Origin of the sequence: Halomonas sp. BC2, from assembly GCF_002078115.1 — a bacterium.
Lineage (GTDB): Bacteria > Pseudomonadota > Gammaproteobacteria > Pseudomonadales > Halomonadaceae > Vreelandella > Vreelandella stevensii.
The window spans coordinates 71,058-97,221 of sequence record NZ_LFGT01000016.1 but is presented as its reverse complement, the minus strand read 5'-3'; the positions used below and the strand labels follow the sequence as shown (position 1 = coordinate 97,221).

At 60.1% G+C, this 26,164-nt stretch carries 24 protein-coding genes, 1 other RNA gene and 1 pseudogene; 13 read left to right on the top strand and 13 right to left on the bottom strand.

The features are described from left to right. From B7L71_RS11380 to grpE, 4 genes and pseudogenes are all read right to left on the bottom strand, one after another. Window positions 1-207 (bottom strand): annotated as a pseudogene (locus B7L71_RS11380) (DMT family transporter); the annotation flags it as partial. Window positions 208-396: 189 nt separating this feature from the next. After that, complete coding sequence (gene dnaJ, locus B7L71_RS11375) at window positions 397-1,548, bottom strand: molecular chaperone DnaJ (protein ID WP_081138041.1); 1,152 nt, start codon at window positions 1,546-1,548, stop codon at window positions 397-399. Between the two features lie 109 nt (window positions 1,549-1,657). Next, a complete protein-coding gene (gene dnaK / locus B7L71_RS11370; RefSeq protein WP_081138039.1) occupies window positions 1,658-3,592 on the bottom strand; it encodes a molecular chaperone DnaK in 1,935 nt (644 codons plus the stop codon). Between the two features lie 151 nt (window positions 3,593-3,743). Then, window positions 3,744-4,373, bottom strand: coding sequence for a nucleotide exchange factor GrpE (grpE, locus tag B7L71_RS11365; RefSeq protein ID WP_039181424.1), 630 nt, complete (start codon window positions 4,371-4,373; stop codon window positions 3,744-3,746). Between the two features lie 200 nt (window positions 4,374-4,573). Here grpE and recN point away from each other — a divergent pair, with 200 nt between their 5' ends. Beyond that, window positions 4,574-6,247 (top strand): DNA repair protein RecN, encoded by a 1,674-nt coding sequence (gene recN, locus B7L71_RS11360; RefSeq protein ID WP_081138038.1) that lies wholly within the window; start codon window positions 4,574-4,576, stop codon window positions 6,245-6,247. 119 nt (window positions 6,248-6,366) lie between these two features. On the opposite strand, the gene fur is transcribed toward recN, so the two are convergent. After that, a complete protein-coding gene (gene fur / locus B7L71_RS11355) occupies window positions 6,367-6,819 on the bottom strand; it encodes a ferric iron uptake transcriptional regulator (RefSeq protein WP_016915905.1) in 453 nt (150 codons plus the stop codon). A 72-nt stretch (window positions 6,820-6,891) separates the two neighbouring features. Here fur and B7L71_RS11350 point away from each other — a divergent pair, with 72 nt between their 5' ends. Further along, complete coding sequence (locus B7L71_RS11350) at window positions 6,892-7,359, top strand: outer membrane protein assembly factor BamE (protein WP_039181432.1); 468 nt, start codon at window positions 6,892-6,894, stop codon at window positions 7,357-7,359. A gap of 3 nt (window positions 7,360-7,362) precedes the next feature. Here the strand turns inward: B7L71_RS11350 and B7L71_RS11345 are convergent, their stop codons facing one another. Together B7L71_RS11345 and B7L71_RS11340 are read right to left on the bottom strand one after the other, a co-directional pair. Further along, a complete protein-coding gene (locus tag B7L71_RS11345) occupies window positions 7,363-7,674 on the bottom strand; it encodes an RnfH family protein (protein WP_016915903.1) in 312 nt (103 codons plus the stop codon). Beyond that, window positions 7,664-8,098: a type II toxin-antitoxin system RatA family toxin gene (locus tag B7L71_RS11340; protein ID WP_039181434.1), complete on the bottom strand. Its 435-nt coding sequence runs from the start codon at window positions 8,096-8,098 to the stop codon at window positions 7,664-7,666. The genes B7L71_RS11345 and B7L71_RS11340 overlap by 11 nt, the downstream gene beginning before the upstream one ends. 126 nt (window positions 8,099-8,224) lie before the next feature. Here B7L71_RS11340 and smpB point away from each other — a divergent pair, with 126 nt between their 5' ends. From smpB to B7L71_RS11320, 3 genes are all read left to right on the top strand, one after another. Next, the gene (gene smpB, locus B7L71_RS11335) at window positions 8,225-8,716 is read left to right on the top strand and encodes an SsrA-binding protein SmpB (protein WP_039181437.1); all 492 of its coding nucleotides are present in this window, start codon (window positions 8,225-8,227) and stop codon (window positions 8,714-8,716) included. A 44-nt stretch (window positions 8,717-8,760) separates the two neighbouring features. Then, window positions 8,761-9,140, top strand: a transfer-messenger RNA (tmRNA) gene (ssrA, locus tag B7L71_RS11330). A 496-nt stretch (window positions 9,141-9,636) separates the two neighbouring features. Next, window positions 9,637-9,957: an addiction module antidote protein gene (locus B7L71_RS11320; RefSeq protein ID WP_081138037.1), complete on the top strand. Its 321-nt coding sequence runs from the start codon at window positions 9,637-9,639 to the stop codon at window positions 9,955-9,957. A gap of 153 nt (window positions 9,958-10,110) precedes the next feature. Here the strand turns inward: B7L71_RS11320 and B7L71_RS11315 are convergent, their stop codons facing one another. Further along, window positions 10,111-11,055: a sodium-dependent bicarbonate transport family permease gene (locus B7L71_RS11315; protein WP_016915898.1), complete on the bottom strand. Its 945-nt coding sequence runs from the start codon at window positions 11,053-11,055 to the stop codon at window positions 10,111-10,113. Between the two features lie 144 nt (window positions 11,056-11,199). Here B7L71_RS11315 and B7L71_RS11310 point away from each other — a divergent pair, with 144 nt between their 5' ends. Together B7L71_RS11310 and B7L71_RS11305 are read left to right on the top strand one after the other, a co-directional pair. Then, on the top strand, window positions 11,200-12,168 hold the full coding sequence (locus B7L71_RS11310; protein ID WP_081138036.1) for a LysR family transcriptional regulator: 969 nt from the start codon (window positions 11,200-11,202) through the stop codon (window positions 12,166-12,168). 97 nt (window positions 12,169-12,265) lie between these two features. Further along, on the top strand, window positions 12,266-13,222 hold the full coding sequence (locus B7L71_RS11305; RefSeq protein ID WP_081138034.1) for a calcium/sodium antiporter: 957 nt from the start codon (window positions 12,266-12,268) through the stop codon (window positions 13,220-13,222). On the opposite strand, the gene B7L71_RS11300 is transcribed toward B7L71_RS11305, so the two are convergent. Beyond that, window positions 13,219-13,560: a TAXI family TRAP transporter solute-binding subunit gene (locus B7L71_RS11300; protein ID WP_249273246.1), complete on the bottom strand. Its 342-nt coding sequence runs from the start codon at window positions 13,558-13,560 to the stop codon at window positions 13,219-13,221. The genes B7L71_RS11305 and B7L71_RS11300 overlap by 4 nt on opposite strands. Before the next feature lie 202 nt (window positions 13,561-13,762). On the opposite strand from B7L71_RS11300, the gene B7L71_RS11295 reads away from it, so the two are divergent. The 6 genes from B7L71_RS11295 (at window position 13,763) to nhaD (ending at window position 21,332) form a co-directional block, all read left to right on the top strand. Further along, complete coding sequence (locus B7L71_RS11295) at window positions 13,763-14,530, top strand: HAD family hydrolase (RefSeq protein WP_081138031.1); 768 nt, start codon at window positions 13,763-13,765, stop codon at window positions 14,528-14,530. Window positions 14,531-14,549: 19 nt separating this feature from the next. Beyond that, window positions 14,550-16,148 carry an ABC transporter substrate-binding protein gene (locus B7L71_RS11290; RefSeq protein ID WP_016915893.1) on the top strand — a complete coding sequence of 533 codons (1,599 nt, stop codon included), beginning with the start codon at window positions 14,550-14,552 and terminating at the stop codon, window positions 16,146-16,148. 14 nt (window positions 16,149-16,162) lie between these two features. Next, window positions 16,163-17,122 carry an ABC transporter permease gene (locus B7L71_RS11285; RefSeq protein WP_016915892.1) on the top strand — a complete coding sequence of 320 codons (960 nt, stop codon included), beginning with the start codon at window positions 16,163-16,165 and terminating at the stop codon, window positions 17,120-17,122. A 45-nt stretch (window positions 17,123-17,167) separates the two neighbouring features. After that, window positions 17,168-18,007 (top strand): ABC transporter permease, encoded by an 840-nt coding sequence (locus B7L71_RS11280; protein WP_100731973.1) that lies wholly within the window; start codon window positions 17,168-17,170, stop codon window positions 18,005-18,007. After that, window positions 18,000-19,613, top strand: a complete 1,614-nt coding sequence (locus B7L71_RS11275; protein ID WP_081138029.1) for an ABC transporter ATP-binding protein — start codon at window positions 18,000-18,002, stop codon at window positions 19,611-19,613. The genes B7L71_RS11280 and B7L71_RS11275 overlap by 8 nt, the downstream gene beginning before the upstream one ends. 240 nt (window positions 19,614-19,853) lie before the next feature. Next, window positions 19,854-21,332 (top strand): sodium:proton antiporter NhaD, encoded by a 1,479-nt coding sequence (gene nhaD, locus B7L71_RS11270; RefSeq protein WP_081138028.1) that lies wholly within the window; start codon window positions 19,854-19,856, stop codon window positions 21,330-21,332. An 81-nt stretch (window positions 21,333-21,413) separates the two neighbouring features. Here the strand turns inward: nhaD and B7L71_RS11265 are convergent, their stop codons facing one another. The 4 genes from B7L71_RS11265 to B7L71_RS11250 form a co-directional block, all read right to left on the bottom strand. After that, the gene (locus B7L71_RS11265) at window positions 21,414-23,927 is read right to left on the bottom strand and encodes an EAL domain-containing protein (RefSeq protein ID WP_081138026.1); all 2,514 of its coding nucleotides are present in this window, start codon (window positions 23,925-23,927) and stop codon (window positions 21,414-21,416) included. A 56-nt stretch (window positions 23,928-23,983) separates the two neighbouring features. After that, window positions 23,984-24,655, bottom strand: coding sequence for a glutathione S-transferase (locus B7L71_RS11260; protein WP_016915887.1), 672 nt, complete (start codon window positions 24,653-24,655; stop codon window positions 23,984-23,986). A gap of 249 nt (window positions 24,656-24,904) precedes the next feature. Next, entirely contained in the window at window positions 24,905-25,486 is a 582-nt protein-coding gene (locus B7L71_RS11255) for an antibiotic biosynthesis monooxygenase (protein ID WP_081138025.1), read from the bottom strand. Between the two features lie 114 nt (window positions 25,487-25,600). Then, window positions 25,601-25,831: a DUF2835 family protein gene (locus B7L71_RS11250; protein ID WP_081138023.1), complete on the bottom strand. Its 231-nt coding sequence runs from the start codon at window positions 25,829-25,831 to the stop codon at window positions 25,601-25,603. Between the last annotated feature and the right edge of the window lie 333 nt (window positions 25,832-26,164).

Below are 26,164 nucleotides of genomic sequence, written 5' to 3'. Positions count from 1 at the left end.
CGCCAGCCCGCGCGGAAACTCATGGCGCAGCACCAGAAACACCACGATGGGCAGCAACGCAAACAGCGAGCGAAAAAACACCGACTGTCCCACGGGCACCGCATCACTGACGGCCTTGATGCACACCAGCATGCCGGTGAACAGCACCCCCGACAGCACCCGCAACACGATCCCCAAACCAGGGCGATCCATGGCCTCCGTGGTCATCCGGCTACATCCCTTTTCGTTAGGCTGGCGGCAAACATCTTCGTTTGGGCCATTCTGACCCAACCCACCATTAGCTGCCTAATAAAAATACCGCGAGCCAGAGCGAACGCTTCCGAAGCCAGAGGCAGATACAAAGACGCCCCGGCACGTTACCGTGCCGGGGCGTCCCTGGTCGTCAGACCGTAACCTTTACGGCTTCATCTCTTCGAAGAACTTCTTCACGCTGTCGAAGAAGCCGGTCTTCTTCGGCGAGTGGCTATGACTATTGCTGTCATCGAAGCTCTTTTGCAGCTGGCGAAGCAGGTCTTTCTGCTCGTCGTTGAGATTGACGGGCGTTTCCACCACTACCCTGCACAGCAGGTCGCCGGGGGCGCCGCCACGAACGGGCTTCACGCCCTTGCCGCGCAGGCGGAAGAGCTTGCCGGTTTGGGTTTCCGGCGGGATCTTCAGCTTCACGCGTCCATCCAGCGTCGGCACTTCCAGCTCGCCTCCCAGCGCGGCGTCCACGAAATTGATCGGCACGTCGCACTGCAGATGTTTGCCGTCGCGGCGGAAGATATGGTGAGGCTTGATGGACACCTGTACGTACAGGTCGCCCGCTGGACCGCCATTCACGCCGCTTTCGCCTTCGCCATTGAGGCGAATGCGATCACCGGTATCGACACCCGGCGGAATTTTCACCGAGAGAGTGCGGGTTTCGCGTACACGCCCTTCGCCATTACATTTGTGGCACGGCACTTTGATGTGCTGGCCGCTGCCATGACACGTGGGGCAGGTCTGCTGAACCGCAAAGAAGCCCTGCTGCATGCGTACCTGGCCATGGCCGTGGCACGTGGGGCAGCTTTCCTTGGAGGAGCCTGGCTCGGCACCGCCACCGTCACAGCGGTCACATTCGATATGGCGCGGAACGCGAATATCCACCGTGGTACCGGCCACGGCGCTTTCGAGGTCCAGCTCCAGGTTGTAGCGCAGGTCGGACCCTCGCGCGGGCGCATTGGGGCCCCGCCGACGGCCACCGCCGCCCCCGAAGATGTCGCCGAACACATCGCCAAAAATGTCGCCAAAATCACCGGCTCCGCCGCCGAAGCCGCCGCCACCAAAGCCACCGCCCTGGCCATCCACACCGGCATGACCAAACTGGTCATAGGCGGCGCGCTTTTCGCCGTCGCTCAAGACTTCGTAGGCTTCAGACACCTCACGGAATTTTTCCGCTGCGGTGTTATCGTCCGGGTTTCGATCAGGGTGGAATTTTTGCGCCAGACGGCGATAGGCCTTTTTGATCTCTTTCTGATCGGCCCCTTTTTCGACACCCAGGACTTCGTAATAATCGCGCTTGGACATGGGTCCTACGCCTCCTGGTTAGCTACGCACTATTGGCGTCTCGGCCGCGGAAACAGCAACGCGGGAGTTGCCTCCCGCGTCACCGCTTTCCTTGGCAGAAAGAGGTGGGTTACTGCTTCTTCTGCTCGTCGTTGACTTCTTCGTACTCGGCGTCAACCACGTCGTCGTCCTGCTTGGCGTTGGTGCTTTCCGCGCCTTCTGCGCCTGCCTGCTGGGCAGCGTCTGCCTGCTCGGCGTACATCTTCTGCGCCAGCTGGCCAGAGGCTTCGGTCAGCGCATCCAGTTTCTTCTGGATGTTGTCCTGGTCATCGGTCTTGACCGCTTCTTCCAGTTCGGCGATGGCCGTCTCGATGGCTTGTTTCTCGTCATCGGTGGCCTTGTCGCCCGCTTCCTGCACGGTCTTGCGGGTGGCGTGAATCATGCCGTCCGCCTGGTTGCGCAGTTGCACCAGCGCTTCGAACTTCTTGTCTTCGTCGGCGTGGGCTTCGGCGTCGCGAACCATCTGCTCGATCTCTTCGTCCGTCAGGCCGCTGGACGCCTTGATCACGATGGACTGCTCTTTGCCCGTCGCCTTGTCCTTGGCCGATACGTTCAGGATACCGTTGGCATCCAGATCGAAGGCCACTTCGATTTGCGGTACGCCACGCGGTGCCGGCGGAATGTCGGAGAGGTCGAAACGACCCAGCGACTTGTTCTGCGACACTTGCTTACGCTCGCCCTGCACGACGTGAATGGTCACCGCCGTCTGGTTGTCATCCGCCGTCGAGAAGGTTTGAGTCTTCTTGGTGGGGATGGTGGTGTTCTTGTCGATCAGCGGCGTCATGACGCCACCCATGGTTTCGATACCCAGGGTCAACGGCGTGACGTCCAGCAGCAGAACGTCTTTCACGTCGCCGCCCAGTACGCCACCCTGAATTGCGGCACCTACGGCGACGGCTTCATCGGGGTTGACGTCTTTACGGGCTTCTTTACCGAAGAAGTCTGCCGCTTTCTTCTGAACCATCGGCATGCGAGTCTGGCCGCCGACCAGGATCACTTCGTCGATTTCAGACGCGGACAGGCCAGCATCTTTCAGAGCCGTTTTGCATGGCTCGAGAGAGCGCTGCACCAGGTCTTCTACCAGCGACTCCAGCTTGGCACGGGTCACCTTGACGTTCAGGTGTTTCGGGCCTGTGTTGTCTGCCGTGATGTACGGCAGGTTGACGTCGGTCTGCTGAGCGCTGGAAAGCTCGATCTTGGCTTTCTCGGCGGCTTCTTTCAGGCGCTGCATGGCCAGGTTGTCGCCCGACAGATCAATGCCGCCGTCGGTTTTGAACTGGTCGACCAGATAGTTGATCAGCGCCAGGTCGAAATCTTCACCGCCCAGGAAGGTGTCACCGTTGGTGGCCAGTACTTCGAACTGGGTTTCACCGTCAACGTCGGCCACTTCGATGATGGAGATATCGAAGGTACCGCCGCCCAGGTCGTAGACCGCGATGGTCTTGTCACCACGAGACTTGTCCATGCCGTAGGCAAGCGCTGCGGCAGTCGGCTCGTTGATGATGCGCTTGACGTCCAGACCGGCAATACGGCCCGCATCCTTGGTGGCCTGACGCTGGCTGTCGTTGAAGTAGGCCGGTACGGTGATGACCGCTTCGGTCACCGGCTCGCCGAGGTAGTCTTCGGCGGTCTTCTTCATCTTTTTCAGCACTTCGGCGCTGACCTGCGGGGGAGCCATCTTCTTGCCTTTGACTTCTACCCACGCGTCACCGTTGTCGGCTTCGGCAATCTTGTACGGCACCATCTTGATGTCTTTTTGAACGACGTCGTCCTTGAAACGACGACCGATCAGACGCTTGATGGCGTAAAGGGTGTTTTCCGGGTTGGTCACGGCCTGACGCTTGGCCGCCTGACCTACCAGCGTTTCGCCGTCATCGGTGTAGGCAATGATGGAAGGCGTGGTACGACCGCCTTCGGCGTTTTCAATGACTTTAGCGCTGTCACCATCGAGCACGGCCACACAAGAGTTAGTGGTGCCCAGGTCGATACCAATAATGCGTCCCATAGCAAAAACCTCGAATTCGGTTGAAACAAAAAACTAGTGGTTTACGCCGTCAAAACTGTTTAAGGCGTTTGCGAGCATTCTCGCGAGTTGCCCTTTATTTGGGGGCCGCCTGGCGCATTTCAAGGGCTTTTTTCTGCAATGCGTCATCCCATCAACCGGCTTTCTGGCTGACCACCACCATCGCGGGACGCACCAGACGGCCATTCAGGGAGTAACCCTTCTGCATGACGTCCATTACCGTGTTGGGCTCCAGCTCGGGATTGGGCACCATGGCCATGGCTTCATGCATCTGCGGGTCGAAGGGTTCGCCCTGGGGCTCGATGCTTTCGACGCCAAACTTGGCCAGCACGCCCAGCTGCATCTTCAGAGTCATGGAGACGCCTTCACGATGCACGTCGGAAGCGTCTTCCTGCATGCTTTCCAGGGCTTTCTCCAGGCTGTCCACGACGGGCAGCAGTTCCTTGACGAACTTCTCCAGCGCAAACTTGCGCGCCTTTTCGGCCTCTTGCTCGGCGCGACGGCGCACGTTCTGTGCTTCAGCGGCGGCGCGCAGGGCCTGGTCCTTGGCCTGGGCCAGGCTCTGTTCCAGCTCTTCTACCTGGGCGGCCAGCACGTCGGCTTCAGGGTTGCCTACGCTGCCATCGAGTACTGCTTCGTCTTCGATCAGCCCTTCCAGCTCGCCTTCTACCAGGCGTTCTTCTGCCGTTGGCTCCGTGACTTCGGCTTCCTGCTCCTGACGCGCCAGCTCTTCATCCAACGGGGTTTGCGGTTCTTTAGCCATGCCTTGCTCCTGAAATACGTAGCGGTGCCGTTGGCGGCCACCTGAGTTGATTCGCGGGATTTAGACCACGGATAAAAGCTATATGGGGGCCATCAAAGCCATCTCAAGAGGGGCATTGAAGTGAGTTATCGACTACTGTATAAAACAACAATTATTGGATAAGTATCCAGCACTCGGGATGCACCGCCTCAGGAGGCCTCATGCTGACACAGCTAGCGATCCAGGATTACGCGATTGTTGACCGCCTTGAACTCGACCTCAGCCGTGGCATGACCGCCATCACGGGGGAAACCGGGGCGGGTAAATCCATACTGCTGGGCGCGCTGGGGCTCTGCCTGGGCGAGCGCGCCGACGCAGGCAGCGTGCGCCACGGCTGCGAGCGCACCGACCTTTCCGCCCGCTTCGACATTCAACACCTGCCCGCCGCCATCGAGTGGCTGCAGGCCCGAGAACTGCCTGCCGACGAGTGCCTGTTACGCCGCGTCGTTACCGCCAGCGGGCGCTCCAAAGCATGGATCAACGGCCACCCGGCCACCATTGCCGACCTGAAATCGCTGGGTGAACAGCTGATTCAAATTCATGGCCAGCACGCCCACCAGGCGCTCATGCGCGAAGAAACCCACCTGGCGCTACTGGATGACTACGCCGGGCTTGGTGAGCGCAGCCAAAAGTTGGCCGAGACTTACCGTGAATGGCGCAATGCCCGTCGTCGGTTGAAAAAGCTCAGTGAAGAGGGCAGCGAGGTAGAGGCCAAGCGCCAGCTGTTGCGCTACCAGGTGGAAGAGCTCGACCAGCTGGGCCTCGCCGAAGGCGAGCTGCAAACCCTGGAAGAAGAGCAGCACACGCTGGCCCACGCGGAAGAGACCCTGCGAGAAACCCAGTTTGCCGCCGACTGCTGTGAAAGCGATGAGGGCGGTGCGCTGTCGTTGCTGAACCAGGCCTACGCACACTTGAGCGCCCTGCCCGGCAGCGACAAGGGTACGCTGGCCAACACCCTGGCCATGCTCAGCGATGCACGCATTCAGGTAGAAGAAGCCGCCAGCGAGCTACAGCGCCTGGCCAGCACCACCGAACTGGACCCCGAGCGCCTGGCCTGGGTCGAGGAGCGCATGGGCGACGTGCACCGCATTGCGCGCAAGCACCATGTCGCCCCGGAGGAAATCTGCGCTCTGCATGCCCAGCTACGCCAGGAAGTGGCGCAACTGGAAGCCAGCGATGATGATCTGGAGGCCCTGAGCAGCCAGGTGGCCGACTACCGCGAGCGCTACCGCAACGATGCCAAGCTGCTCAGTGACGCTCGCCAAAAGGCGGCGGTGCGGCTGGGCAAGGAAGTCCAGCAGCAGCTGGCTTTTCTGGCCATGGGCAAAGCGCGTTTCGATGTCGACGTTACCCCTCGCGACACGCCCACCCCAGAAGGGCTGGATCACGTCCAGTTCCTGATCAGCGCCAACCCTGGCCAGCCTGCGCGCCCACTGGCGAAAGTGGCATCCGGCGGTGAACTGTCGCGCATCAGTTTGGCCATTCAAGTCGTGGCGGCCTCGCACTCCACCATTCCCAGCCTGGTCTTCGATGAAGTGGACGTGGGTATTTCCGGTGCGACGGCCGAAATCGTCGGCCAGCTGCTGCGCAAGCTGGGCGAAAACGGCCAGGTGATGACCGTGACCCACCTGCCGCAGGTGGCCGCCCAGGCGCATCAGCATCTGCACATCGAAAAACGCGCCAAACGCGATACCACCTTGACCCACATGGCACTGCTGGACGAGCGAGGCCGCATCAGCGAACTGGCCCGCATGCTGGGCGGGGTTACGCTTTCCGACCAGACCCTGGCCCATGCACGTGAGATGCTGCACGCCAGCCAGCGCCCTCCTCACTAAGCACAACCAAACTCAACCAAACTCAACCAAACTCATACCGAGCACTGTCTACAAAAACGCCCCTGAGGCGCCAGATGAACTGCTCTGGCACCCCAAGGGCGTTTTCATGTAGCAGCGGACTACTTGCGGTTCGTGGGGCCACTGTCCTGGCGCGTGACGTCCGACCCACGGGGGCGTACGTACAGCACCAGAGCGTGGTCCACTAGCTCGTAGCCGTGCTCTTCGGCGATCTCTTGCTGGCGACGCTCGATGATGTCATCGACGAACTCGATGATTTCACCGCTTTCCAGACACACCATGTGGTCATGGTGGTCTTCTTGGGTCATCTCGAAGACCGCATGGCCACCGTCGAAATTGTGACGAATCACAAGGCCTGCCGACTCGAACTGAGTCAGCACGCGGTAGACGGTCGCCAGACCAACATCCTCGCCCGCATCAATCAGTGTTTTATACACTTCTTCTGCGCTAAGGTGGTGTTGGCCCGAAGCATTTTCGAGAATCTGCAGGATCTTGACGCGCGGCAGGGTCACTTTCAGCCCGGCTTTGCGTAGTTCATGGTTCTGATCGGCCATGGTTGCTCTTCGCAGTAACAGGTTAGGTCGGGTATCATCGACCGAAACCACGATAGTGAAGAACAGGCTCAAATGCAAAAATTGACTCGTATCATTACTCTTTCCGTTGCCCTGACCGTCGTTAGCGGCTGCAGTTACGTCGGCGTGTACAAGCGCGACATCCCCCAGGGCAACCTGGTCACCCAGGAGATGGTCAGCCAGCTCCAGCCGGGCATGACCCAGGAACAGGTTACCTATGTGATGGGCAGGCCGCTGCTGGAAGCCCCCTTCGACGCCCGCCAGTGGGACTACGTGTACCGCCTGGACAAGGCATACGGGGGTGTCGAACAGCGCCGCGTCACGCTCACGTTCGATAATTCAGGCCGCTTGGTGAACGTCGAGCAACAAGGTGATCTGTCCGGCGACCTGCCGATCAGCTCCGACCGTGGCATGGGCCCTGCCGTAGAGGGCACCGAGCCCATGGACAGAACGCTGCCGACCCAACAGGCTCCCACCCCTGAGACCGCGCCAGAACCTCAGCCGGTGCCCATCAGCCAATAGCGGTCACTGGCCGCTGGCCTGACGTTTGGCCCGCTCCAGGCGGGCCGCTTTGGGGTCGATCTGCAGCGGCCGGTAGACTTCTACCCGGTCGCCTTCGCGCAGCGGCTCCTTATCGGGGTGGCGCAACGCCTTGCCGAAGATGCCCAGCGGCGCCTGCTCGAAGGTCTCGGCGGGCAGTTCCTGAAACAGGCTGGGCAGGTCGGCCATGGCAACGGCTGCTCTGGCAGTGGTGCCGCTGGGTACCTTCAGCGCGACGATACGCTGCTTGTGAGGCAGCGCGAAGGCTACCTCGACAGCAATGTCATCAACGGCCATACAGTTCGTTGGCGCGCTTGGTGAAGGCATCGACCAGTTGCCCGGCAATCTGCTGGAACAGTTTGCCAAATGCCATGCTCAGCAACCGATTGGCGAATACGAACTCCATTTCCAGGCTGACCTTGCAAGCATCATCCCCCATGGGGATGAACAGCCAGCGGCCTTTGAGCTGCTTGAAGGGCCCTTTGACCAGCGAAAGCTCGATCCGCTCTGGTGCGTGCAGGTCGTTGCGCGTAGTGATGGTTTGCTCGACCCCCGCACGACCCAGAGTCATTTCTCCGACCAGGTGCTGATCGTCCTTTTCCAGCAGACGCGCGCGGCGGCATCCCGGCAGGAACTCGGGATAGCGTTCGAAGTCATTGACCAGATCGAACATTTGCTGGGGGGTATGGCGCACCAAAGCGGTACGATTGACGGTTGGCATTGACCTCTCCGCTGACTTCACAGTGCCCAAAGCGTATCATGGGAAACATAGTTACAGACCTTGAATGGTATCACGCCTCCCCGCATAACGAAGGGGGTGCGAACGACAGATCAACGATGAGGTTCCATGGCCACTAAGAAAGGTAACAGCAAGGGCCCCGGCAGCAGCGTGATAGCCCAGAACAAGAAGGCGCGGTTTGAGTACCATATCGACGAAACCTTCGAAGCGGGCCTGGCACTGGCGGGCTGGGAAGTCAAAAGCATGCGCGCCGGAAAAGCGCAGCTCACCGACACCTATATTTTGATTCGCAACGGCGAAGCATACCTGCTGGGCAGCCATATCACGCCACTGAACACGGCCAGCACCCATGAAATAGCCGACCCCACCCGCACCCGGAAACTGCTGTTGCACCGCAAGGAGATCGCCAAGATCTTTTCGGTCACGCAGGACAAGGGCCACACCTGTGTACCGCTCAAGCTGTACTGGAAGCGCAACAAGGTGAAGTGCGAGCTGGCGCTGGTGACGGGCAAGAAGATCCATGACAAGCGCGCCACCGAGAAGGACCGCGACTGGAATCGCCAGAAAGGCCGAATTATGCGGGAACATAACAAGGCATAACTGGTCAATTGGGCACGAGCACGTTAGAATGCGGCTCTGAACAAGGGGGCGACATGGTTTCGACGCCGGTGACAAACCCTGCGGTGCATGCCGAGAGCGTGATGTATCTCGTAAATACCACATCACGAAAAATAGTCGCAAACGACGAAAACTACGCTCAAGGCGCGCTGGCAGCTTAAACCCTGCTAGCTTCTTGTCTGGCCCCAAAGTGATGTGCCTATTCATCGCAGCGGGGATATGAGCTAAAGCTGATAGGACCGCGGTTGGTGGTGTCTTCTCACCAACCGTCAAACTTTAGAAGGCTCGCGTAGCTGAATCCTGATCGTCGGAGTCAGACACGTTAAAGCAAATGACGAAATCTAAGCATGTAGAGCCAATGGGCGCGTGCTGGCGGACGCGGGTTCAATTCCCGCCGCCTCCACCAGACCCCCCTTCGAATCAAGCACCTTCGGGTGCTTTTTTCGTTTCTGGCGCAAGGCCATGTATCAGCTCAAAGCAGGACCACCAAAACGGCTCTCGCGAATGGAACCTGCATAGTGGAGTCGCCTAGGCAGGCCTGAACGTCGCGTTGGCGCTCCCTGGCACACCAGCATGGCGCTCAATGGAATTCGCCACCGCGCATGTAGCTTTTAAGCTACAATTTTCCGATGATCGAGCTTACCCACTACCTGACCGCCGACGGACACGACCCCTTTCAAACGTGGGTCAACGCCGTAAAAGCCAAAGACCGAATGGCCGCCATGCGAGTGCTGACCCGCCTTAACCGGCTGGCCGCTGGCAACCCCGGCGACATCAAGGCGGTGGGCGAAGGTAGGCAAGCGCATTGTGATGCTGTTGGTCGGTGGAACCAAGAAACGCCAACAAGCCGACATAGAGCAGGCCAAGGCGTTTTTGGCCGACCACCGAAGGAGAACCCAAAGATGAAAAGCCACGACGAGGCGGTTATCGCCATGTTGCGCGAAGATCCCGCCATGGCACTGGACTATCTGCGCGCTGCGTTTGACGAGCTGGATGAGCCCGGCGGTGAGTCGGCTTTCCTGATGGCACTGCGTCACGTAGTGGATGCTCAGGGTGGCGTGGCGGCCATCGCCCAACGCGCAGAGGTGTCGCGGGAGAGCCTTTACAGAGCACTCTCGCCCAAGGGAAACCCGACGCTGCGTACGATGTCCGCCGTCATCAAGGCCACGGGCATTCGCTTCCACGACTTGACTCACCCAACGCAAGAAGCAACAGCGGGTTAATGATTTGCTGCAAAATGGCGGCGGCCTGGAAGCCAGTGGCGCTTACCATGACCAGGCCCAACAGCGGCTAACGCCTACCCGCCCTTCGAATCAAGCACCTTCGGGTGCTTTTTTCGTTTCTGGGCGCGGTGAAAGCGCCCAGAAACTATGGCGTTACGACACCAGCAGCCACTCGATCAGCCGGTGGTAGACCGGGATGCCCAGCATCACGTTGAGCGGGAACGTGATGCCCAACGAGGCCAGCATGGCGAGGCCGATGTTGGCTTCTGGGATGGCGGCCCGCATGGCGGCCGGGGCCGCGATGTACGAGGCACTGGCGGCCAGGGCCGCGAGAATCACCACCGAACCAATCGGCAGGCCGACCAGCGCTCCCACGGCAATCCCCATCAGCGACAACACCATGGGCGTGACCAGCGCAAAGGTCACCAACCGCCAGTGATGCCAAGGCATTGGACGCAGCGTTTGGGCGGCAGTCAGACCCATTTCGAGCAGGAACAGGGCCAACACGCCCTTGAAGGCACCGGTAAACAGATTGGTGACTTCTTCGCCCTGGAAGGGGCCGTAAAGCGCACCGATGACGACACCGCCCGCCAGCAGGATGACTCCACGGTTCGTGAGCGTTTCATGCCACAGTTTGCTGGTACTTTCCTTGACGGCTGCGCCCTGGTAGCGCCGGTACAGGGCAATGGCGATCATGATGGCGGGTAGCTCCATGGCCACCAGATAGAGGGTGACCTCGCTGCCCACGGCCAACTGGCGCGCCTCCACGTACGCCAGTGCCACGGCGAAGGTACCTGCGCTCACCGAACCGTAGTGGGCGGCAATGCTGGCACTGTCCGCAGGCGATAGGCGTACCAACCGCCTGAGCACGGGCATCAACATCAAGGGAATGACCGCAGACAGCAGCGCTACGCCCATCAGTTCGGGCACCAGCCCCCAGTGCAGGTTGCCATGCAGCGCCATGCCCCCCTTGAGGCCAATGGTCAGCATCAGCAACAGGCTCAGCGTGTCGTAGGTGGCCTTGGGAACCTGAAGGTCGGACTTGACCGCGCCAGCCAACAGTCCAAGTAGAAAAAACATGACCACTATATCGGGCATCGCCGCTGCTCCATCGGATGAAAGTGGCCGCATTTTGCGATGTACACGGCAAGACAACTAATCATATATTGAATGCTCGGCATAGATGATTTTCTATACCCTGAATTTGACCTTCGATTTGACCTTCGTATAAAGGCTGTCTTCGTGAATATCCGCCATCTGACCTTTCGTCTGTTGCAAGTGTATGTCGCCGTGGTGCGCCATGGCTCGATCAGCGAGGCCGCCCGGCAGCTGCACCTGACACAACCCACCGTGTCGCAGCAGTTGAAGCGGCTGAGCGAGGCCATTGGCAGCCCGCTGCTGGAACACCACGCTCAAGGGCTGACCATGACCGCCACGGGCCAGGCGCTGTATCAGGCCAGCCGTGACGTATTGGGGCGCTTCGATGATTTCGCGGACCAGCTCAGCGATTTGCAATATGGCAGCAAGGGGCGCTTCAGCATTGCCTTGGTGAACACGGCGCAATACGTGCTGCCGCGCCTGCTGGGCCCGTTCAGCCACGCGTTCCCCGAGGTGGACGTCACCGTCAATATCGGCAATCGGCGGCAGGTCCTGGCTCGCTTCGAGCGGCGCGAAGACGACTTGTATATCTTCAGCCACCCCCCTGCCCTGGCCCACGCCGTGGCGGCCCGCTTCATGCGCAACCCGCTGGTGGCCATTGCTGCCGCCCATCATCCGCTGGCCAGCCAGCCAAACGTGACCATGGAGCAACTGCTCGGTGAGCGCCTGCTGCTCCGCGAGCCCGGCTCGGCATCGCGCATGCTGCTGGAAAGCTGGTTACAGGAGCATGGCCTGACCATGCGCAAGACCCTGCAAATGGCCAGTAACGAAGCCATTCGCGTGGGCGTGGCCGCCGACATGGGGGTAGCGGTATTGTCAGAGCACGTGCTGCCCAACGAGCACTCCGAACTGGCTGTACTTTCCATCGCTGGCTTGCCCATCGAAAGCCATTGGCAGTTCATCGTGCGCAACGACCAGCGCTTGCCCCCCACTGCTCAGCGCTTTCTGCACTATGTGCATGAGCATCTGAGCCAGTGGATCGAGCCACGCTTCGTATGCAACGAATTAGGGCTTTTACTGGAGGCCTACCCCACCTTCCCGGTGCGCGAGTGAGCCATCAAGCAAGGACGTTGCAACCCTTTTCAATCCCGCTATGTTGACAACATGAGGTCTGATACCAGGTCGGGCCATTGAACAAGGAAGCGACACCATGCTGTATGGGCTGAGCCTGCTGGCAGGGATTGGGTTACTGTTTCTGGGCGGTGAAGCGCTCATTCGTGGAGCCGTCGCCAGTGCCCAACGCATGGGAGTTTCTCCGTTATTGACCGGGCTGGTAGTGGTGGGTTTTGGTACCTCCGCGCCCGAGCTGGTGGTGTCGATGGACGCAGCGCTTCGTCAACAGCCGGATATTGCCGTGGGCAATATCGTGGGCAGCAACATCGGCAACATCTTGCTGATTCTGGGCTTGTGTGCCGCCATCTGCCCCATGACCGTACAACCATTGGCACTGCGCCGGGATGGCGTCGTCGTCGTGGCGGCCAGCGTGCTTTTCATCGTGCTCTCATGGGGGGGAGCATTGGGGGTATGGCAGGCCTTGCTGCTACTGGCCTCTTTGGCCGCTTACCTGGTGTGGGCCTATCATACCGAGCGCAATGTGCCGCAACCTGCCGGTGAGATGCACAGCGCTGAAGCCGAAGAAGTGTCGGCGGTCCCCACGTCTACCGGCATGATCGTCATGGCGCTGGTCGTCGGGCTAGGCATGCTGATTGGTGGCTCGCAGCTGCTGCTATACGGCGCCATCGGGCTGGCGCAGGCCGTGGGTATTTCGCAAGCGGTGATTGGCTTGACCATTGTCGCGGTGGGCACCTCACTACCGGAAATGGCGGTATCAGTCATTGCAGCCCTGCGCCGCCATGCCGACGTTGCCGTTGGCAACATCCTGGGCAGCAATATCTTTAACGTGCTGGGCATACTGGGTATTTCCGCCCTGCTGCAACCCCTGCCCATCGCCGCGCGCGTCGGTCAGTTCGACCAGTGGGTCATGCTGGGCTCGGCAAGCCTGCTGCTGCTGTTCCTGTATACCGGCATGCGCCTTTCACGCGGGGAAGCGGCGGCGCTGCTGGCAGGATATGGCGCTTATATTGCTCTGAGCTTCACGGTGTTCTAACGCAACGCTTCCGGTAGTTCGACCTCGGCTTCTTCATAGTAGCGCAACGCTCCGGGGTGCAGGTCCACCGGCAGATGGGCCAGCAGTTCAGCGGTCACGCTGCCCCACCAGGCGGATGTCTCCGTCAACGCGGCCTGCTGCTCCCAGAATGTCCTGGTCAACCGGTAGGCCACGTCTTCGTCCATGTGCACCGTGGCAAGCGCGAAGACTGGCGACGACGTGGTCACTACCCGCTTGTCGATGCCTGGGTAAGTACCGCCGGGAATGATCTGGCGTACGGCCCCTGTGCGCTCGACCTGCTCATCGGTCAAACTGATCATGTAGACGTGACTGGCCAACCCCTGCGAACCCTTCCACTTGACATCAACGATAGGAATGCTCAGGATAAATTTTTATTTTCAATTGAACGTTCAAAAAAAATCCTTGGTAATGGTTTGGGTGATTTTCACGCTGCCTGACACGGCTAGTGTCATGAAACCCGTGTAACCTATGTGCCATTGTCACCTTCATGAGATGGCTGCATCACAGCCCTGACACTTTATGCCCCAACTCACCTTGCACGGCGCGATTTACGATATCGATGCCATTTTGTTCGACAAGGACGGTACGCTGCTCAATTTCGGCGACCTCTGGATTGGCTGGTTCGACCAGCTGGTCACGACCCTTAACCAAAGCCTTCCCGAGGCACACGCGCTATCGCACCACGCGCTCTACCCCAAGGTCGGCATCGATCCTGAGCAGCGCCTGTGGGACCCCACCGGCCCGTTGACCATTGGCTCATTGGACGATATTGCCACCATCGTCTCGCTTAGCCTGTTCGAGTCGGGCGTCGCCTGGAACGACGCTACTCAGCTGTCCCACGATGCCATCGCCCGCCTGGCCGACACGCTGGACTGGCCCAACTGCGTGACCCCCGTCAAGGGCCTGATGAACTTCGTAGCGCAGGCCCGGCAGGCAGGCATTTCTCTGGCCGTGGTCACCTCCGATGACGCCCACAACGCGCATTTGCATTTAAAGCTGCTCTCGCTGGCCGATGCGTTCTCTGTCGTGTTGGGGCATGATCAAGTGTCGCGCGGCAAGCCCTACCCGGAGATGGCGCTACTCGCCTGCGAACAGTTGGGCACGTCGCCGCAACGTACGCTGATCATCGGCGACTCCAATGGCGACATGGCCATGGGTCAAGCCGCCGGTCTGCTGGCCGGTATCGGTATCTGCGCCGCTCCTCACCTGGACGGCTCCCATCTCACCCACGCGGATCACGTGATTCGTGACTATGACGAGTTGACTATCGCACGGCCTCATCATTAATCCATCAAGGGAACACACCATGCATCCAACACTCGAGTCTCTCACCCAGCAAGCAAAACGCGGCCAGCTGTCGCGCCGCGACTTCATGCGTCGCGCCATGGCTCTGGGCATTGCCGCGCCCTTTGCTGGCTCGCTGCTCTCCAGCCAGGTATTGGCCAGCACGGGCACTCCTCAACGCGGCGGTATTCTGCGCGCCGGTATGCAAGGCGGAGAGTCGACGGACAGCCTTGACCCGGCCAGCTGGACCAGCCAGGTGCAGCACTCCTTCGGGCAGTCCTGGGGGGAAGCCTTGACCAATGTTTCACCAGAAGGCGAGCTGGTACCCCGCCTTGCGGAAAGCATTGACTCTTCCTCGGATGCCAAGACCTGGGTCTTCAAGCTGCGCCGTGGCGTGCTGTTCCACGATGGCCAGGAGATGACCGCCGACGACGTCGTGGCCACGCTGGAGCGCCATTCGGACGAGAGCTCGCAGTCGGGTGCGCTGGGCATCATGCGCGGCATCGAGTCGATTCGCGCCACGGACACCTACGAAGTCACCATCGTCACGCTGGAACCCAATGCCGACCTGCCGTTTTTGCTTTCCGATTACCACCTGATGATTCAGCCGGGTGGTGGCAAGCAGGACCCGGCCGCTGGCATCGGCACCGGCCCCTACAAAGTGGTGGAGTTCCAGCCCGGCGTGCGTCAGATCGCCGAGCGTTTCGATGGCTACTGGAACCCGGACGAGTACGGCTTCGCCGACCAGATCGAGATCACCATCATCAACGACCCGACGGCGCGCATCTCGGCGCTGCAGAGCGGTCAGGTGCACATGATCAACCGGGTCGAGCCGCGGGTGGTGGACATGGTGCAGCGCCTGCCCAACATCGTGATCAACAACACTTCCGGGCGTGCTCAGTATGTCTTCCCCATGCACTGCGACACGGCGCCGTTCGATAACAACGACCTGCGACTGGCCCTGAAGTACGCCATCAACCGCGAAGACATGGTCGAGCGTATCCTGCGCGGGTATGGCAGCGTGGGCAACGATTTCCCCATCAACGCCGCTTACCCGCTGTTTCCCGACAGCATTCCCCAGCGGGAATTCGACCCCGAGCGGGCCAGCTATCACTACAAGAAATCCGGCCACGACAGCCCCATCGTGCTGCGCACCTCCGACGTGGCCTTTCCCGGTGCCGTGGATGCCGCACAGCTGTTTCAGCAGAGCTGCGCCCAGGCGGGCATCAACATGGAAGTCCGCCGCGAGCCCAGCGACGGCTACTGGTCGGAAGTGTGGAACAAGCAGCCCTTCTGCGCCTCCTACTGGAGCGGCCGCCCCACCCAGGACCAGATGTACTCCACAGCGTACATTTCCAGCGCCGACTGGAACGACACCCGCTTCTTCCGCGAGGACTTCGATGCCCTGGCCCGCGAAGCACGCGGCGAGCTGGATACAGACCGCCGCAGCGAGCTGTACCACGACATGGCCATGATCGTCCGCGACGAAGGCGGATTGATTCTGCCCATGTTCAATGACTACATCGAGGCCACTCTGGACAACGTGGGCGGCTGGTCAGCCAACCCGATGGGCGAAATGATGGCAGGCTTTGCGCTTTCGAAGTGCTGGTTGACGTCATAACCCGGAAGGCTGCCATGAACTCTTTTGTCCTTAAACTGATTGCCCAGCGCTTGGCGCTGGGCCTCTTGCTCCTGCTGGCCGTGTCGGTGCTGATTTTCGCGGGCACCGAGATGCTGCCCGGCGACGTGGCCCAGTCGATTCTGGGGCAAAGCGCCACGCCCCAGGCCGTCGACAACCTGCGCAGAGAACTGGGCCTCGACCAGCCCGCCTGGTCACGCTACATCGACTGGCTGGGCGGCATTCTGCAAGGCGATCTAGGCACTGCCCTGTCCAACCGTCAGGATATCGCCCAGTCTCTTTGGGGCCGCGCAGGCAACACGCTGTTTCTAGCCTTCTGGACAGCGATCGTTGCAGTGCCGCTGGCCATCCTGCTGGGGCTGGTCGCCGTGCGCTACCAGAGCCGCTGGCCGGACCGGGTGATTTCCGGCTCCACGCTGACCGCCATTTCCCTGCCGGAATTCTTTATCGGCTACCTGCTGATCTACCTGTTCGCCGTCCAGCTCAACTGGTTTCCCAGCGTCTCCACGGTGCATGGCGGCATGAGCCTGGGGGAACGGCTGCACGCCATCGCACTGCCTGCGGCCACGTTAACACTGGTGATTCTGGCCCACATGATGCGCATGACTCGGGCCGCCATTCTCAACGTGATGCAGTCGCCCTATATCGAAACCGCCGAGCTCAAGGGGCTGGGCTCGTTTCGCATCATTGCCCGCCACGCGTTTCCCAATGCCATCGCGCCGGTGGTCAACGTGGTGATGCTGAACCTCGCCTTCCTGATCGTCGGCGTGGTGGTGGTCGAGGTGATTTTTGTCTACCCAGGCATGGGGCAGTACTTGATCGACCACGTCTCGAAGCGCGATGTCCCGGTGGTCCAGGCGGTGGGACTGATCTTTGCGGCGGTGTACATCGGACTCAATATGCTGGCCGACATCATTGCCATCCTGACCAACCCACGCCTGCGTCATCCCAAATGACCGGCTGCTTGCCAGGCCACAGTGACCAGACAGGAACGTAACACCATGTCGAAACCCTTAACGCTGCTGAAGCGCATGCCCGTGACCGCGCTGGTCGGGCTGCTGCTGACCTTCAGCTTCTTGATCATGGCGATATTCGCCCCTTGGCTGGCGCCCTACAGCATGTCCGAGAGCGTCGGCGACATGTGGATGGGCCCGTCTGCCGAGTTTTTGCTGGGCACCGACAACCTGGGCCGCGACTTACTCTCGCGGCTGATCTACGGTGCCCGTACGACCATTACCATTGCCGCCCTGGCCACGGCGCTGGCCTTTTCGATTGGCTCGGTGCTGGGCATTCTGGCGGCCGTCTATGGCGGCTGGATAGACCAGCTGATTTCCCGAGGGGTCGATATCGTGATGTCGATTCCCACACTGATCTTTGCGCTGGTGATCCTGTCGGTCATGCCCAGCACCCTTCTCATGTTGATTCTGATCATGGGGGTGCTGGACTCCACGCGCGTGTTTCGTATCTCCCGCGCCGTGGCGGTCAACATCAACGTGATGGATTACGTGGAAGCCGCACGGCTACGCGGTGAAGGCAAACGCTGGATCGTCTTTCGCGAGATTCTGCCCAATGCGCTGACGCCCCTGGTGGCCGAGCTGGGCCTGCGGTTCATTTTTGCCGTGCTGTTCTTATCGTCGCTGTCGTTTCTGGGCCTGGGGGTACAGCCTCCGGAAGCCGACTGGGGCAGCATGGTGCGCGAAAACCGACAGGGCATCGTGTTCGGCGTTCCCGCCGCCCTGATTCCCGCCGCCGCCATTGCCGTGCTGGCGATTTCGGTCAATCTGGTGGCCGACTGGATCCTGCGCCACACCACCGACCTGAAAGGAGGCCGCAGTGGCTGATACGCTGTTGACGATTCGCAACCTGACCATCGATGCCACGGCCTACCCGCCCGGCGAGCCGCCCCAGGAGATCAACATCGTCAAAGGGGTCGACCTGACGCTGGAGCGCGGCAAGGTGCTGGGGCTGATCGGCGAATCCGGGGCAGGCAAGTCCACCATCGGCCTGTCGCCGGCTGGCTATGGCCGGGGCGGCATACGCCTGGACGGCGAAGTCTGGGTCAACGGCCGCAACATTCTCGACGGCTCGCCCAAGGCGCTGCGCCAGCTGCGCGGCAAAGAAGTGTGCTACGTGGCCCAGTCGGCCGCCGCCGCGTTCAACCCTGCCCATACGCTGATGGAACAGGTCATCGAGACCACCCTGCTCCACGGCCTGGCCAGCCGCAAGGAAGCCGAAGCGCGCGCCGTGGAGCTGTTCCGCCAACTGGGCCTTCCTGACCCGGAACACTTTGGCAGCCGCTACCCGCATCAGGTCTCCGGCGGCCAGCTGCAGCGGGCCATGACGGCCATGGCGCTGTGCCCCGAGCCCGACCTTATCATTTTCGATGAGCCGACCACCGCACTGGATGTGACGACCCAGATCGACGTTCTGGCCGCCATCAAGCATGCCATCAGCAAGACGGGAGTGGGCGCGCTGTATATCACCCACGACCTGGCCGTGGTGGCCCAAGTGGCGGACGACATCATGGTGCTGCGTCACGGCGCCATGGTGGAGTACGGCCCGACGCGGCAGATCATCGAGGCCCCTCAAGAGCCCTACACCCAGGCGCTGGTCTCGGTGCGCTCCATCGATCATGCCGCCAAGACGCCGGAAGAAACGCCGGTTCTGGCCATCGAGCAGGTCAGCGCCGCCTACAGCAACAGCGCAGGCAACGTGCTTCACGAGGTCAGCATGGCGGTCAGCCCTGGCCAGACGCTGGCCATCGTCGGGGAGTCCGGGTCGGGCAAATCGACCCTGGCTCGGGTGATCACCGGACTGCTGCCGCCCAACCAGGGGCAGGTCAGCTTCCAGTCCCGGGCCCTGCCCAACACCCTGGGCGAGCGCGGCAAGGAGACGCTGCGTGAACTGCAGATGATCTACCAGATGGCCGATGTGGCCATGAACCCACGCCACACGGTGGAAACCATCATCGGCCGCCCGCTGACGTTCTATTTCGGCCTGAAAGGCAAGGCGCGACGCCAACGGGTCATCGAACTGCTCGATGAGATCGAACTGGGAGAAAGCTTCATCGACCGCTACCCCGCCGAGCTGTCCGGGGGGCAGAAACAGCGGGTCTGTATTGCCCGCGCCCTGGCGGCCAAGCCCAAGCTGATCATCTGCGACGAAGTGACCAGTGCGCTCGACCCGCTGGTGGCCGACGGCATTCTGAAGCTGCTGCTGCGTCTGCAGGAAAGAGAGAACGTGGCATATCTGTTCATTACCCACGACCTGGCCACCGTAAAAGCCATCGCCGACAGTATCGCGGTGATGCACCAGGGCAAGGTCGTCCGCTATGGACAGCGTGATGAGGTGCTCGCCCCGCCCTTCGACGACTACACCCAGACGCTGCTGGCGTCGGTGCCGCAAATGAAGCTGGGGTGGCTGGAAGAGGCCATGGCGACCCGCTAGCGAGCGTTTTCCCGCTCATTGGCGACTAAAGCAGTGGGCGGGACCCAACAGCCGTTACTCTTGACACTGTTATGAGTACTTTACTATTAGCGAAACGGATAATTTCAAAAAAAAGACGTAATCGCTTACGTCATGTCGCTTTTCATTCGGTTTTATTCCGTATTGCAATGCAATATAGCTTGTTAAACTGGCGTGGCTTATTAACCCCTTTCTTCTCATCATTATAAGGATAAACACGCCATGTTGACGTTGCATCATGACCCTGGCCAGCCCCGATGGACTCGTGGCTGGCTTTTTTTGTTAGCGGCTTTGCTGCTACTGGCAAGCCCGGCCGCCTTCGCGGTGACCGGTGAGATCGACTTGACCAGTTCTGCCATTGGCTTTTTTGCCGTAACCATCTTCGTGCTGGCCTACGCGTTGGTCATGGCCGAAGAGAAGATCCACATGCGCAAGTCCAAGCCCGTGCTGGTGGCAGCGGGGGTGATATGGGGACTCATTGGCTGGGTGTACGTTCAGAACGGCATGTCGGAAACGTCGGAGTATGCGTTTCGGGTGACGCTGTTGGAGTTCACCGAGCTAATGTTGTTCCTGCTGGTCGCCATGACCTATATCAACGCCATGGAAGAGCGCCGCGTCTTTGATGCACTGCGCTCATGGATGCTGCGTAAAGGCTTCCATTACCGCACGCTATTCTGGTTGACGGGTGGTTTAGCCTTTATACTTTCGCCTATTGCCGACAACTTGACCACGGCACTTTTGATGTGCGCCGTTATTACTAAAGTGGCAGAAGGCGATAAACGCTTTATCAATTTGGCATGTATCAATATTGTGGTGGCTGCCAATGCAGGGGGCGCTTTTAGTCCCTTCGGCGATATCACCACGCTGATGGTCTGGCAGGCGGGTCTGATCCAGTTTCAGGAGTTCTTCATCCTGTTCATTCCCTCGCTGATCAACTTCCTGGTACCGGCCGTCATCATGAGCCTGTTCATCAAGAACCAGAAGCCCAACAGCGTCTATGAAGACGTGCAGCTCAAGCGCGGTGCCCGGCGCATCATTGCACTGTTCTTGTTCACCATTGCCACTGCCGTCGCGTGCCATACGCTGCTCCATCTGCCGCCGGTATTGGGCATGATGACGGGCCTTGGGTACCTGCAGTTCTTTGGTTACTACCTGCGCAAAAGCCTGCCTCGCTCGCTGGAGCGCAAGCGCGAGCGCTATAGCCGCATGGGCGACAACAAAAAGCTGGAGCAGCTGGGTGGCGTGGTGCCCTTCGACGTCTTCAACCGTGTGGCCCGCGCCGAGTGGGATACGCTGCTGTTCTTCTACGGGGTGGTCATGTGCGTGGGCGGGCTGGGCTTCATGGGTTACCTGGGGCTGCTCTCGGACGCGCTATATACCAACTGGGACGCCACCTGGGCGAATATCACGTTAGGCGTGGTCTCGGCGGTGGTGGATAACATCCCGGTGATGTTCGCCGTACTCACCATGCAGCCGGACATGTCACACGGCCATTGGCTGCTGATGACGCTGACGGCTGGGGTCGGGGGTAGCCTGCTGTCGATTGGCTCGGCCGCTGGCGTGGCCGTCATGGGTCAGGCGCGCGGCTATTACACCTTCATGGGACACCTGCGCTGGGCACCGGTCATTTTGCTGGGCTACATCGCCAGTATTATCGCCCACCTGTGGCTCAATGCAGGCAGCTTTTCGGTATACGGCTGAGCGCTGACGGTGGCGGCCACCGTTCTGACAACGCCCACCCCCCACCGGGGTGGGCGTTTTGCGATGGGTGCCTGTGCCAGGCTAGTAGGATTCGAACAGGTACTCGATTGGCGTAGGCCGACCAAACAGGTAGCCCTGATAGCGGTAGCAGCCGTGCCCTTTTAGCCAATCCAACTGCTCCTTTTTCTCGACGCCTTCGGCCACCACGGTCAGCCCGAGGCTGACCGCCAGAAGGATAGTGGTATCGACAATGGCCGCGTCGGTCTTGTCAGTCAACAGCTCACGAATGAAGGACTGGTCGATCTTCAGCTCATCCAGAGGCAGGCGTTTCAAGTAGCTCAGGGAGGAGTAGCCGGTGCCGAAATCATCCAGCGCAAAGCGAATCCCTTGGGCCCTCAATTTGAGCATGGTATTGCGCATCCGCGTCGGCTCGCGCATCAACAGGCTCTCGGTCACTTCCAATACCAGCCGCCCAGGCGGCGCCTGGGTTTCGGCCAGCAGAGCCTCCACGTTGCGCACGAACTCGGGCTGCTGGAACTGCACCGAGCTGACGTTCACCGAGATGGTCAATGCGGCGTAAGCAGGCTGGTGCGACCACTTGGCCAACTGCTCGCACGCACATCGCAAGACCCAATAGCCAATGGGCACGATCAGGCCGTTCTCTTCGGCCAGCGGAATGAACGTGCCCGGCGACACCCAGCCACGCTGGGGGTGGTACCAGCGCAGCAGCGCTTCCACGCCGGTCGTCACTCCCTGATGATCCACCTGTACCTGATAATGCAGCGCCAGCTCCTGGCGCTGCAGCGCCTGATGCAGATCGCCTTCCAGGCTTGCCCGCTCCAGCACGCTGGTCTGCATATCCACATTGAAAAAACGCAGCGTATTGCCACCGGCTGACTTGGCTTGCTGCAGCGCCATGTCGGCCTGTTGCAACACGCCGTTCATGGGGTTGCCAGCGCCGTTGAAGAGGGTAATGCCCACGCTGGCCGTAATGGGGAGTGCCCGGTCGTTGCGTAACTGGGAGATGTTATCCAGCAGTTGGCGGGCCACGCGCTCGACGTAGGAAGCAGCGTCATGCTGCTGCTCTCCCAGCCGATTGATCAGAATCACGAACTCATCGCTGTTGAAGCGTGCCAGGGTGGCGTCCTCGGTCAAGCGCTGCTGCAGGTTTTCCGCCACGTTGATGAGCAGCTGGTCGCCGCTGTCGTGGCCCTGAATGTCGTTGACCAGCCGGAAATTGTCGAGGTCTACGATCAGCAGGGCGCTATAGCCCCCGGACGGGCAGTGGGTGGCCTCGGCCAGCGATTCGAGCAGCAGGCGACGGTTGGGCAAGCCGGTCAGGGCATCATAAAAGGCCAGCCGATGAGTGCGCGACTGCATCTCCAGATAGTCGGTCAGCTCGGTGGAAATACCGCACAGGCTAGGCGCTTCCCCCGGTGACATGATCAACGGCATTTTGACCGACAGGAAGGTGCGCACCCGCTCCTCTCCCTGCAGCACGTTGTGCTCTTCGACCGTTGTTTTCTGGCCTGTGGCCAGCACCTGGCGGTCCACTTCAGCCATTTCTGCAGCGCTGGCCGCATCGAAAAAAGCATCGTCCCCCTGACCGACGATCTGCTCGACAGGCCGGTCGAACAGATGACAAATCTGATGGTTGACGTAGCGATATTTGAGATCAGGTGTCTTGATATAAATATAAGCATCGACACTATCCAGAATACTGGACAGCATATGTTCGTGAGTGGTGAGCTGCTGCCGATTGAGGCTATCGCGGCGGCGCAACAGCACATTACCCGCCAGGGCGATCACCAGCACCACCAGTAACACACCGCCGAGCCACCATAGCCACCCGGGCGCCAGAGGAGCAGGCGGGCCATGCGCCCGCCAGGCACTCAGGGTCTCGTAGTACGTCGACGCCGCGTCGTTTTTCCACTCCACCAGAGTAGCGTCGATGCGCTCCAGGATATGGGCATCCAAACCAGGCGAGGCGGCATAAAAGAGCCGTGAAGGCTGGAAGATGATAGGGGTTTCACGCAGCCCGTAATCGTTGGCTCGCCAGTCGCCGAACAGATGATTGGACGCCACCAGATCGGCATCGCCCAGCGCGACTGCCTGGAAGCCCGCCGCAAAACTATCCACTGGCAGCCACATCACGTCGATATCGAAGCGCTGCGTCACGGTCATCAGGTAGCTTTGCTGGATAGAGCCCTCCACCACCGCCACACGCTGCTGCTCGAGATCCAGAATGGCCTCGACGCGGCTGTCGCTGGGTTGGTAAAGCTGTGACCAGCTGTGCATGACCGGCTCGGCATGAAAGGCGAAGCGCTGGGCACGCTCTTCGCTCCACGCCAGGTCCGGCAACAGGTCGATATCATCCTGCTCCAGCAGCGTCAGGCACTGCTGAAAATCGCACGGGACGCTTTCCAGCTGCCACTGCTCTTTCAGGGCCATTGCCGTAAGCAGCTCACCCAACACACCACGCAATTGCCCCTGGTCATCGGTGAACAGCTTAGGCGGGTTGTGATACACCCCGACACGCAGCGTTTGCGCAGCGGCTAGCGGCGATACTGCCCCAAACACCATCGTCAGCAACACAGCATGGCAAGCAGCCTGTCTCGCACGCCTCCCCCTGTTGCACAGCATGGTAATGGTCACTCACCGGGCATGGTCAATGGCCCTGCACGCTCCACGACCCGCTGCCAGGCCGAGTCCTGCTCAATGCGTGCCACAAAGGCGGTAATCGCCGGAAACGCATCCAGCGACTGGGTGGCGGCCACGGCCTGCATGGGAAAGCTCATTTGAATGTCCGCGCCACTCGGAAACTCGCCGGCAAAATTGCCGTGCGCCTTCAAGTGCGACTCGATCATGCCAAGATGTTGTTTCAGCTGTGGTTGCAGAAAGCGTTTGTGAACGGTGCCACTAATACCCTGGGCAATGGGTTTGACGAACCAGGGCGACTGTTTAGGAATTTGACTAAAGATCAATCCCATCACCAACAGCGGCATTAAAGAGCCTTCGGCATAATGCATCCAGTAACGATAGTTAACCCATTCGTTACTTTTATCTGGCCCCGGCTGAAAATGCCCTTCTCCGTAGCGGTTGACCAGATAATCGATGATGGCCCCCGACTCGGCCACGGTCAGTTCGCCATCGGTAATCACGGGTGACTTGCCCAATGGGTGCACTTTTTTCAGGGCATCAGGGGCTTGCTGTGTTTTGGGGTCACGCTGATAGACTTCGATGTCATACTCTAGCCCGAGAGCTTCCAATAGCCACAGAATGCGGTGAGAACGTGATTTTTCCAGGTGGTGTACGCGGATCATGACGACTCCATAAGGCGATTTGGTACGCAGCCTTCAAGCTGGTGCCAGCATCCATTGACTGCACGCGTTAGCTGAATGATTTCAGCTTAGCACTATTACAGCGTTGAACCCCATCGAGAGAGTGGCGCACTGAGAATATTATCTACGTCTTTTCGAAAAACGTCTTCTAGTGCGCTTTAAAGTATCTTTAAGTGACTGTTTTCAATTACCACAACCCGCTACAAAAGTGGCTAAAAGAGCCACTGCGTGTCACGCCCTGTACTGTTGCCACATACGGTGGAGCAAATCTTTTGGTGACCATTTACCGTGCAGCCAGGGTGCCAGTAACCGCGTTGAAAGTGGAATAAATACGAATACCATCACGGGCGTCAGCACCAGCGTACTGAGCAACACGCGCGGTATCAGCGTCCACTCGGCCAACAGGCCGCCAAACAGCCAATGAAACAGCAGTGAGACCGGAAAGAAGGCCAGCCAGACGGCAACGGCCTGCTTCCAACGCGGCGGCGCAGCACCATTGGGGGCCACGTTGAACCAGCTGTCCAGGCCGGTGGCACGGTGCTCATGGGGCGCGTCGTAGAGCCCCTTGCCACGCTGCAGCCAGGCATGGCGCGACGCGGAGTGCTCCCAGGAAGCGAGTCGCGCTGCGCTTTCGAAACGGAAAATGATCTGGTATTCGTCATCGTCCTGAGGCGGTGCCAGCACCCCTGAGCCCAGATAGCCCGGAAAGTCGGCAGCCAGCTCACGGCCTTCATTGAGCCAACGGATAAAGTCCTGATAGCGGCCATTGGCCACGCGACGCGCCACCATCAAGGTGACAGGTGAGGTAGACATGGGTGATCTCCTGATAAGTAGGCAACCACTGCCGGATAGGCGGGTTGCAGGCATTCAGGTGGGTACGCCTGAAGCACACGGCTACATTATAGAGGGAAAACCACGCGGGCACAGCTAGGCATGCGGGGCCAGGGGAACGATATCGTGGAATTTACCCTGCTCGGTAAAGAACAGCCGAAACACGCCATTCACGCCGTCGCGGCCCACCACGCGGCGCAGGGCGGTGGCCGGGAAGACCACCCAGCGACCATCCACGCTGCGCACGCGCACGTTGTCATACTGCCCTTCATAATGGGCAAGGCATTCGGCTGCCGTCAAATGGATCATTACGTCAATGGAAGGCATGGCGTTGCGTCATCGGGTAGTGTCGCTGATACTTCATCATACTGGATTCGATCTCAACATCGGTAACCGCCCATGGATCTTTCATCACTCAGCGCTTCCTATAGCGCCACGCTCTGGCCTTCACCTACCCTGCCTAACGCCAGGGTCGCTGCCGATTCTCAAGCACAGCGCGCAAACGATGCCGACGAGGAAAGCTGCCAGCGATGAAACGACCCCGGCAACGGCAGGCCCCACTCGCCCAGACGGCACCCCGCTGGAACCCGAAGAGATCCAACAGCTGGAGCAGCTCAAACAGACCGACCGCGCGGTGCGCCAGCACGAAATGGCACACCA

Bases quoted from the DNA above. Each gene is read 5' to 3' on its own strand.
- dnaJ (WP_081138041.1), bottom strand. From the start codon at position 1,548: ATGTCCAAGCGCGATTATTACGAAGTCCTGGGTGTCGAAAAAGGGGCC.
- dnaK (WP_081138039.1), bottom strand. From the start codon at position 3,592: ATGGGACGCATTATTGGTATCGACCTGGGCACCACTAACTCTTGTGTG.
- grpE (WP_039181424.1), bottom strand. From the start codon at position 4,373: ATGGCTAAAGAACCGCAAACCCCGTTGGATGAAGAGCTGGCGCGTCAG.
- recN (WP_081138038.1), top strand. From the start codon at position 4,574: ATGCTGACACAGCTAGCGATCCAGGATTACGCGATTGTTGACCGCCTT.
- fur (WP_016915905.1), bottom strand. From the start codon at position 6,819: ATGGCCGATCAGAACCATGAACTACGCAAAGCCGGGCTGAAAGTGACC.
- B7L71_RS11350 (WP_039181432.1), top strand. From the start codon at position 6,892: ATGCAAAAATTGACTCGTATCATTACTCTTTCCGTTGCCCTGACCGTC.
- B7L71_RS11345 (WP_016915903.1), bottom strand. From the start codon at position 7,674: ATGGCCGTTGATGACATTGCTGTCGAGGTAGCCTTCGCGCTGCCTCAC.
- B7L71_RS11340 (WP_039181434.1), bottom strand. From the start codon at position 8,098: ATGCCAACCGTCAATCGTACCGCTTTGGTGCGCCATACCCCCCAGCAA.
- smpB (WP_039181437.1), top strand. From the start codon at position 8,225: ATGGCCACTAAGAAAGGTAACAGCAAGGGCCCCGGCAGCAGCGTGATA.
- B7L71_RS11320 (WP_081138037.1), top strand. From the start codon at position 9,637: ATGAAAAGCCACGACGAGGCGGTTATCGCCATGTTGCGCGAAGATCCC.
- B7L71_RS11315 (WP_016915898.1), bottom strand. From the start codon at position 11,055: ATGCCCGATATAGTGGTCATGTTTTTTCTACTTGGACTGTTGGCTGGC.
- B7L71_RS11305 (WP_081138034.1), top strand. From the start codon at position 12,266: ATGCTGTATGGGCTGAGCCTGCTGGCAGGGATTGGGTTACTGTTTCTG.
- B7L71_RS11295 (WP_081138031.1), top strand. From the start codon at position 13,763: ATGCCCCAACTCACCTTGCACGGCGCGATTTACGATATCGATGCCATT.
- B7L71_RS11290 (WP_016915893.1), top strand. From the start codon at position 14,550: ATGCATCCAACACTCGAGTCTCTCACCCAGCAAGCAAAACGCGGCCAG.
- B7L71_RS11285 (WP_016915892.1), top strand. From the start codon at position 16,163: ATGAACTCTTTTGTCCTTAAACTGATTGCCCAGCGCTTGGCGCTGGGC.
- B7L71_RS11280 (WP_100731973.1), top strand. From the start codon at position 17,168: ATGTCGAAACCCTTAACGCTGCTGAAGCGCATGCCCGTGACCGCGCTG.
- nhaD (WP_081138028.1), top strand. From the start codon at position 19,854: ATGTTGACGTTGCATCATGACCCTGGCCAGCCCCGATGGACTCGTGGC.
- B7L71_RS11260 (WP_016915887.1), bottom strand. From the start codon at position 24,655: ATGATCCGCGTACACCACCTGGAAAAATCACGTTCTCACCGCATTCTG.
- B7L71_RS11255 (WP_081138025.1), bottom strand. From the start codon at position 25,486: ATGTCTACCTCACCTGTCACCTTGATGGTGGCGCGTCGCGTGGCCAAT.
- B7L71_RS11250 (WP_081138023.1), bottom strand. From the start codon at position 25,831: ATGCCTTCCATTGACGTAATGATCCATTTGACGGCAGCCGAATGCCTT.